The organism is Vibrio sp. E150_011 (genome assembly GCF_053544015.1).
Genome location: NZ_JBHFOL010000024.1, coordinates 45,107 through 53,872, shown reverse-complemented (window position 1 = coordinate 53,872; position 8,766 = coordinate 45,107). Strand labels below are relative to the sequence as shown.

Annotated in this window: 7 protein-coding genes, 1 tRNA gene and 1 rRNA gene; 4 read left to right on the top strand and 5 right to left on the bottom strand. The window is 44.3% G+C overall.

What is annotated here, in order from left to right:
* From rrf to ACE1OE_RS22545, 3 genes are all read left to right on the top strand, one after another.
* Positions 1-115: ribosomal RNA gene (rrf, locus tag ACE1OE_RS22555) — 5S ribosomal RNA — on the top strand.
* Positions 116-172: 57 nt separating this feature from the next.
* Positions 173-263 (top strand) — tRNA-Ser (locus tag ACE1OE_RS22550).
* 190 nt (positions 264-453) lie between these two features.
* A complete protein-coding gene (locus ACE1OE_RS22545) occupies positions 454-1,449 on the top strand; it encodes a phosphotransferase (protein ID WP_449212330.1) in 996 nt (331 codons plus the stop codon).
* Positions 1,450-1,520: 71 nt separating this feature from the next.
* Here ACE1OE_RS22545 and ACE1OE_RS22540 read toward each other — a convergent pair whose 3' ends face one another.
* Genes ACE1OE_RS22540 through hemC form a run of 4 tightly spaced genes read right to left on the bottom strand, consistent with a single transcriptional unit; the run spans position 1,521 to position 5,570 of the window.
* The gene (locus ACE1OE_RS22540; RefSeq protein WP_372061867.1) at positions 1,521-2,699 is read right to left on the bottom strand and encodes a heme biosynthesis protein HemY; all 1,179 of its coding nucleotides are present in this window, start codon (positions 2,697-2,699) and stop codon (positions 1,521-1,523) included.
* Positions 2,696-3,883 carry a uroporphyrinogen-III C-methyltransferase gene (locus tag ACE1OE_RS22535; protein WP_102470783.1) on the bottom strand — a complete coding sequence of 396 codons (1,188 nt, stop codon included), beginning with the start codon at positions 3,881-3,883 and terminating at the stop codon, positions 2,696-2,698. Before ACE1OE_RS22535 ends, ACE1OE_RS22540 begins: the two co-directional genes overlap by 4 nt.
* The gene (locus ACE1OE_RS22530) at positions 3,867-4,625 is read right to left on the bottom strand and encodes a uroporphyrinogen-III synthase (protein ID WP_449212329.1); all 759 of its coding nucleotides are present in this window, start codon (positions 4,623-4,625) and stop codon (positions 3,867-3,869) included. Before ACE1OE_RS22530 ends, ACE1OE_RS22535 begins: the two co-directional genes overlap by 17 nt.
* A 6-nt stretch (positions 4,626-4,631) precedes the next feature.
* Positions 4,632-5,570 (bottom strand): hydroxymethylbilane synthase, encoded by a 939-nt coding sequence (gene hemC / locus ACE1OE_RS22525; RefSeq protein ID WP_449212328.1) that lies wholly within the window; start codon positions 5,568-5,570, stop codon positions 4,632-4,634.
* A 340-nt stretch (positions 5,571-5,910) separates the two neighbouring features.
* Here hemC and ACE1OE_RS22520 point away from each other — a divergent pair, with 340 nt between their 5' ends.
* A complete protein-coding gene (locus ACE1OE_RS22520) occupies positions 5,911-8,442 on the top strand; it encodes a class I adenylate cyclase (protein ID WP_372061863.1) in 2,532 nt (843 codons plus the stop codon).
* Here the strand turns inward: ACE1OE_RS22520 and cyaY are convergent.
* Complete coding sequence (cyaY, locus tag ACE1OE_RS22515) at positions 8,439-8,753, bottom strand: iron donor protein CyaY (RefSeq protein WP_102470779.1); 315 nt, start codon at positions 8,751-8,753, stop codon at positions 8,439-8,441. The genes ACE1OE_RS22520 and cyaY overlap by 4 nt on opposite strands.
* Positions 8,754-8,766: the final 13 nt, after the last annotated feature.

Genomic DNA, 8,766 nt, shown 5'->3' with positions numbered 1-8,766 from the left:
TTGGCGACCATAGCGTTGTAGACCCACCTGATCCCATGCCGAACTCAGAAGTGAAATACAGTAGCGCCGATGGTAGTGTGGGGCTTCCCCATGTGAGAGTAGGACATCGCCAGGCTTTGAACAAATATCTACTAAAGCAAATCAATAAGACTTTAGCTAGGTAACAATTTGCGGAGGGATGGCTGAGTGGTCGAAAGCACCGGTCTTGAAAACCGGCAAGGGTTAATAGCCCTTCTAGGGTTCAAATCCCTATCCCTCCGCCACTATTAAAAAAGCCCGCTGATTTTCAGCGGGCTTTTTGCTATCTAAAATTTGTACAGTTAACTGTTAACTATTACCAACGTACTTCTTCAATAATCGCTGCTTTTAATCGTACCTTCCGCTACCATCTTTGCATGCTTACAGTAATCAGATCATGTTTAACTCTCTATCCTTTACTAGGGAACTCATTTTATGGATGACAGTGTCAATTCGTTAAACCACAAGATTCTCACGCTGCTCGGTAAAGGCAGTTCAATCGATGACATGCAAGTTATTCAAGAGTTGTGGGGAGGGTATGGCCAACTGTTGCGCCTTACTTTGACGGGTCATAAGCAAAGAAATAGCATTATCGCCAAATATATTCAGTTACCAGAACTTGATAAGCTTGCACACCCAAGAGGCTGGAACACTCCGCTATCTCATCAGCGTAAGTTAATGTCATACCAAGTAGAGTTCCATTGGTATGCTAATTATGTAAAAAGAATGCCCACAGGTTGGGTACCAGCATGCCTTTCGTCCTTCAAAGAGGGCAGTCATTATTTATTAGTCTTGCAAGACCTTAGAGATATAGGCCGAGCACGAGTTGTCACCCAAGCGACGCAAAGTGAGATAATGTCTGTTCTAAATTGGCTAGCCCAATTTCATGCTTTCTGGCTTGGTGAGCAGCCTGACGGGTTGTGGGACCAAGGGGCATACTGGCACTTGTCCACACGTCCAGATGAGCTTCTTTCTATGACTAATACGCGCTATCAACGAGCTGCTCGAACATTAGATAAACTGTTAGAGGAATGCCCATACAAGACGATTATTCATGGTGACGCTAAGCTCGCAAATTTCTGCTTTGAAGAGGAAGGCGACGCGGTTTCTGGTGTTGATTTTCAGTATGTCGGAGCAGGAGTTGGCGTCAAAGATGTTGTGCTGTTGTTGACTAGTGTGCTCGATTTTAATAAGAGTGATATCGATCTTGCGCCTTATCTATCTCATTATTTTTCGTCATTAAAACATGCGCTAGAGGTCTATCAACCCACAGTGGAAAGTCGCGAAGTCTGTGAGATGTGGTCGAGGATTTTTGATTTGGCTTGGGCGGACTTTCAGCGATTTTTACTGGGTTGGTGTCCAACGCATTGGAAAGTGAATGAATTCACGATGGCGTTGACGGATAAAGCACTGGAGCGTCATGGTTTGTGAGTGAGAGTAATGAAAAATAAAAGCACCCCAATAGAGGTGCTTTACTGAACAGTGTGACTATACCTATCTAGTTATCTATCTATTAACGTGAGTGCTTTTCGTGATACTTCGCCGGCTGCCTTGGTCATATCTTGTTTCTCCAAGGTATCGGCTAAGTAAGCATAATCAGACACGTCAGGACGTATAGATAGCGCTTGTTCGAAGTGTTTCTGAGACTCAGGCCAATTTTCATCACGGAAATAAAATTGGGCCAATGCACTGTGTGCAAGTGCATTACTAGGGTGCTTCTTCAGAGTATCTTCTAATAAGACAACAGCTGGGTGTGAATCAGCTAAGTTGAGCTCAGGTAATAGTGAATAAAGGTCATCACTCGGCTGCTTACGCAAGGCTTCTTTAATGACCGTGAATGCCTCGCTATCAGATTTACGAGCGATAAGCTGTTTAGTAAAGCAGCTTATGAGGTGTGAACTCTGACGCGTCTTTCTTGGCAGCTTATCCCAATGAGTAATCAGTCCTTCGCTGCCTTGTTGCGTCGCAACATCTTGTAAAAGGCCACATTGAGCTCGCTCTTCTAGTTCATTCTGTTCAAGCTCTTCGATTAGCTTCGCTTTCTTTAATTTAGGTAATAAATCAATGAGCGGTTGCCATTCTTCCAATGCTTGATAGGTTGACTTAAGCAAACTCAGGACAATTGTATTTTGTGGGTGCTGTTGCTTTAGAGACTCTAAGATCGGTAGTGCTAGTTCATATTCTTCTTCGCGAACTGCTTGCTTTGCTCTCGTCAGCTCTACAGCGAGATCTGAGTTGTCTTGTTGAGCTGCAAGTGTTAGATAATGGTCTCTTTTCGTTTTATCACCTTGGCCAAGTGCAGCTTCTGATGCCACTAAATAACACAGTAATGGCATGTCATGATGGTTCGCCCAGCGTGTGACTTTTTTCTCCGCTATTTTCCAGTCACCTTCAAGTAACTTGATGATGCCTTCATTGGTATAACGTCTTGAGCGACGTAGCTTCCTGACGCTAAAGTAATTGAATGTCGAAACGCTCGTATAAAGTATTTTTTTAACGATATATTCAAGTAAGAACAATGCAGCAAGAGCGCCAATAACAAAGATGACTAATGTCGTTACGCTCATTTCGATGGTTTGATTAGCTATCGATATTAAGACATATCCTTGCTGGCCAGAGAATTGAGTGCCGACAAACAGCCCTGCACCCAGTACGACAAAGAGAAAAATTAATCGAATCATTTTTTCTCCTCCGTAATGATAGTGGTTACCTCTCGACGCAAGCGCTCTGTGATGACATCAGATAGTTGAGCTTGTGTTTCCAGCTTAACGGGATAATTTACTTGGATGTTCTGAGCACCTAATTTGCTAAGTGCTGCGCTAAATTCTTTAACCGTATTATTGTTTTGATCGAAGAACGAGTTTGACCATTGGTCGGCTGCTTCCAGTGACACCTTGTAAATTTCACTTTGTTCCTTATAAACAGCTCGTATGGCCGTTTCTATTTTTGATTTAACATTCTCTCTTAGATAGAAATGCTGAGAAGGAGACAGAAGTGGAATCACATTGCCATCTCGAGTTCTAAAGGTAATGAAATTTTCCGAGAAATCTTTCAATGATGTCATTAGATTGTCTTGCCAATCGTAGATATCATTTGATACTGCCTGCTTTTTCACCTCGGGTGCATCAGGAAGTATCGCATTGGCAAGAGGCAAGCTATCAACTTGTTGCTGAAGCGACGTAAGACGAAGCACCAAGCCATCTCGGTCGATTAATGGGATGGTTCTTAGCTTGGTAATGTCGTTTGCCATTGATTGTCGCAGTGAGACTAAGCTTGGGTCGTTGAGCGCAGCAATACGCTGGTCTGCTGATTCCATTAAGCGGGTGGCACTGACCACGTCATGTTCTAAAAATAATTTGCGTCCGGCTAGTTTAACTAAGTAATCGGCTTCCGCAAGAAGCCAGTCATTTGGGCGACGTCCTTTGACGTCGGCAATGGCTAGCTGCAAGCTTTGAATACTTTTTTGTTGTTGCTCTAGTATGACTTCTGCTTTATGAGTGACAGATTTTGCTTGCTCTAAAGTCTGTTGTTGAACGACCTGCAAGTCGGTTGCAACTGATACTTGGGTTTCTTTGAGCTGAGACTCGAGTGTGGCGATACGAGCTTCGTAATTTCCGGCCTGTTGTTGCATTTGGTAGCTGAGTCCACCGCCAAAAATGATGGCGATGACAATCGCGACCGCGCCGAGTTTAACGCCTCGTTTGCCTTGTTTCTCTTCAAATTCAGGTTCTTTTTGCGGAGCCGGTTGTTGTTGAGTCGCCTCTGTATTGTGAAAGGTATCTTCACTTGGCTTTTCTGTGGCTAGCGCCTTGACGTCTTGTTGGTCTGTAGACTGGGATTGCTCGTCTTTATTTTTGTTCGTCATGCTTAAGTCCTGTTTCTAAGCGCTGGAGAGCAGCAAATAATGTAGAGTTCGACGCACCTTGCGTTGTTATCACGTTTTTAAATCCGTGCGTCTTAGCAAGTTTAGCTATACGTTCACTGGGAACGAGTAGCGTTAATTGAGTAAACCAGAAGGCAACTGGTTGAGGTGACTGCGCGATCAAATAGTCGAGTTGTTCACCACTTGTTACGATGATAGTTTCTAGTGCTGCCGATTGCCATTTATCTATGTCGCTGGGAGATATGGGGATCAATGTACGGCGATAGACTTCAAGGTAGCTAACTTTGGCGCCTCTTTGTGTTAGCTGTTGGAAAATTAATTCTCGGCCACCATTACCTCGGAGAATAACAATCTTCTTTTCAGAAACGTTTTTTAATTCAGGTAGATTAAGCAAATTTTCACTATCACTTACTGGGGGATAGTGTACGTTCTGTTCGCTATAATTGCTTAAATCATGTGCGGTTTTTTGACCAACCCCAAGATAAATTCGGTTTGTCGGCCAAGTGATGCCATATTCTACAAGGGTTTGGTGAGTGTGGCTGACTGCAGCTGGGCTGACGGCAATGATAATATCGGCCGACTGAATTGTCTCACATAAGGCTAGACTGGGCATCGTTGGTGATAGCCTAATGAGAGGATGGTGGAGGGCTAGCCCTCCCACCTTTTTTATGAGCTCGCACAGTTCAGTCCCAGCAGGTTCAGGACGCGTTACAAGCACTTTCATGAGGCGTTACTCGTGGTCTTGGTATAGTTTTTCTAGGATCTCTTTCGCTCCTTGGTCTAGCAGCCTATTTGCCAGTTCGATTCCAAGTGCTTCTGCATCTTCTCTGCTGCCATGAATATCCCCACGAACAATGACAGAGCCATCGGGTTCGCCTACGAGTGCTCTTAGCCAGATGCTATCGCCATCTAATAGTGAATAGCTACCGATCGGTACTTGGCAGCCACCTTCTAGCGTTAGGTTCATTGCTCGTTCGCACAATACTCTATCCGCCGTATCTTTGTGGTTTAGTGGACGAAGTAATTCAATGAGTCGCTCATCATCGAGACGACATTCAATACCGACCGCACCCTGACCTACAGCGGGCAGTGAGACTTCAGGCTCAATAAAGCTAGCAATGCGAGAATCCAGCTTTAGGCGTTTTAGGCCAGCGGCGGCAAGAATAATAGCGTCATAGTCACCGTTATCGAGTTTCCCTAGACGAGTACCGACATTCCCTCGCAACTCTTTTATCTCTAAGTCTGGGCGCAGTTCTTTAAGTTGGCATTGACGACGAAGGCTGCAGGTTCCGACAATCGCGCCTTGTGGCAACGCATCAATGTCTTGGTAAGTATTAGAAACAAAGGCATCACGTGGGTCTTCGCGCTCACATATGGTGACAAGCCCTAGACCTTCAGGGAAGTCGACCGGTACATCTTTCATTGAGTGGACAGCAAGGTCTGCACGACCTTCAAGCATGGCAACTTCTAACTCTTTCACGAATAGTCCCTTGCCACCGACTTTTGCTAGCGGCGTATCGAGAATGATGTCACCCTTTGTCACCATCGTCACCAATTCGACTTCAAGTCCAGAGTGGGCTGCGATCAGTGCATCTTTTACATAATGAGCTTGCCATAGGGCTAGAGGACTTTTGCGGGTGGCGATTCGGATTGGAGTGGCTTGGTTCATGTTATTCTCGTTAGCATTGTGTCTCGATAATGGATTAATCCTATCACTGTCTTTATGAAATGATTAGCGATTTCCCTGACGCCGAATTTTGGTCTTGTGCCTGACATCACAAAGATTATCAATAGTGTGAGATTTATCGCATTTGTCACAACGAGTACTGTTAGAATTGTCCACGACAATTTTGGATGTTCATGGCGGTTCTCTGGGGTTGATGGTACTGCGGAGACGCGGACTATTACTTTACCCGTCATGATAAAAATGTTACATTGATCACGTTTTTAAGCGATAATTGTTTAAGATCCATGCGATACAGCTAATGGATCCAACCTAGGAATAACCTTTGCAGGCTTACACTAATATTCTTATCCAAAGACTAGATAAGCTTAATCAACAGCGTATTGAGCGCGCGTTGGCGCTTATGGATCTGCAAGGGCAACGTGTATTTCAACTTATACCTGCGTTATTCCATTTCAATCATCCTATTATTCCCGGTTACTTTGAAGACTCAAGTCCTAGTGGATTATACGGCTTTGAAGCTAATACCCTCCAGCAACAGTTCATCGATGATATCCAGCTTGCGCTCGGGCAACCATTACCATCACCAAATGATACCGACATTCTTGGCCTCTACACGATGGGCAGTACCTCATCAATTGGGCAAAGTACGTCGAGTGATCTTGATATTTGGGTGTGTATTTCACCCAATATGCCGACGGATGCACGAGAAAAGCTCAGTAACAAGTGTTTACTGATCACTGATTGGGCGCAAGGGTTAGGGGTTGAAGCTAATTTCTTCTTGATGGATGAAGAGCGTTTTCGCAGTAACGTATCCGAAGAGATGACTGGAGACAACTGTGGGTCATCTCAACATTTGTTGCTGTTGGATGAATTTTACCGCTCAGCTGTCCGCCTTGGTGGTCAACGTTTGTTGTGGCAAATTGTCCCTCCAGAGATGGAGGAATGTTACGACGAGTATGTGGCTCAACTTTGTGATGAAGGCTACGTCAATTGCGATGAATGGATTGATTTTGGTCGGTTGAATCGCATCCCCGCGGAAGAATATTTTGGTTCGAGCCTTTGGCAGTTATACAAGAGTATTGATTCGCCTTATAAATCGGTACTGAAAGCCATCTTGTTAGAGGCCTATTCGTGGGAATACCCGAATACCCAACTTTTGAGTATCGATACCAAACGTCGATTCTTTACGCATGAACCTGACCTCTATGGTATGGACGCGTATTACTTAATGCTCGAGAAAGTGACGCGCTATCTCGTGCGAATTGGCGACCATACACGTCTAGACTTGGTCCGTCGTTGTTTCTACCTCAAAACACATGAAAAATTGTCGAGAGACCCTGGTATTGGTTCTGTACCTTGGCGACGTGAGGCTCTTGGCTTAATGACAGCTGAGTGGCAATGGCCTCAATCTGTGTTAGAAGAATTGGATAACCGACGCAACTGGAAGGTAGAACAAGTCATGGTCGTGCATAACGCCTTGCTTGATGCCTTGATGCTGAGCTATCGAAACCTTATTCAATTTGCACGACGTAATGACATTACCTCAGCGATCAGTCCCCAAGACATTAGTATTCTTGCTCGTAAGTTATACGCAGCGTTTGAGGTACTCCCTGGTAAGGTCACACTTCTTAATCCGCAAATATCCCCAGACTTGCATGAACCAGACTTGAGCTTCATTGAAGTCAAAGAGGGGAAAAGTTACTCAGCGGGTTGGTATCTATACAAGCAGCCTTTGATAGCTCACCGCTTGTTAGGTCAACCGGCACTGCAGCACCATGAATATCTCAGTAAGTTAGTATCATGGGCATTCTTTAATGGCCTGATTACGGAATCCACGCACCTAAACTCTGTCGTGCGCGATGCTCATATTGATATTGATAAATTTTATCAAATGGTGAGTGACCTACGTAACACCTTTTCTCTTCGAAAGCGGCGCCCAAGCATGCAAGCATTGGCAAGCCCTTGTGAAGTAAGTCAACTGGCGATGTTTATCAATTTCGAAAACGACCCAACGAGCTCGTTGTCTGGAAAATCGTCGAGAGTTGATTTGAAGAATGTCGACATCTTTAGCTTTGGTGAACAAGGTCAAAGCTTGGTTGGATCAGTGGATTTAGTCTATCGAAACTCATGGCATGAGGTGCGAACGTTGCACTTTAAAGGTGATACCGCCATGCTGGATGCATTGAAAACCATATTGGGTAAAATGCACCAAGATGCTTTACCTCCAGAGTCTGTGGATGTGTTTTGCTACAGCAAAAACCTGCGTGGTGTGTTGAGAAATACGATTTATCAACTGTTGGCAGAATGCATTGAAATGCGCTTGAAGCCAGTCGATCAAGAAAAACGTCGTCGCTTTAAGGCGATCAAGCTTGCTAATCAAATGTATGGCTTATTCTTTGAGCGTCGTGGTGTGTCAGTACAGAAGCTTGAGAACTCTGTGGATTTTTATCGCAGTATCTCAACAAATAAGCTTCAAGGCTCACCATTATTAATGCTTGATCGTGAAGACGAGTTTCAATTGCCGCAAGCGGTAGATGGCTTTGCGAGTGAAGGCTTAATTCAGTTTTTCTTTGAGAATACTGACAGCGGGTTCAACATCTTCGTTCTAGATGAGTCGAATCAAGTTGAGGTTTACCATCAGATGCGCGGCAGTAAAGACGAGATGATTTCGAGCGTTAACAGTTTCTATACCTCTAACGTTGATAAAAATGACGGGATGGCCAATAAGCTGATTAACTTTAATTTGCCTCAGTACTATCAGATTATTCATCCGGAAGAGGGAGAAGCCTATGTCATTCCTTACCGTAATGACGCTTCTCCAAACTCAAGACCATCGAAAGCGGTGAACGCTTAAGCCCATTCTATTTCTTCATCTGCGTGCTTCTCGCATTCAGATTTGACCATCGCCATAAGCTCAACACCCGAGCGAGAACAAATCCAGCTATCTCCGACGAGTTTGAAATGAAAGCCTCCTGACTTTGAAGCAAGCCATATTTCATGCATCGGTTCTTGACGATTAATAATAATCTGGCTGCGATTCTCAAATTCTAGAGTCATCACGTTACCAGACACCTCATAATCGATGTCTGCACCTGAATCATCGATTGCTTCTTCAATGTTTTGCATTTGAGTATCGACGAGTACGTGAAATTCCGTGTCGTTCATTTTGTTATCCTAT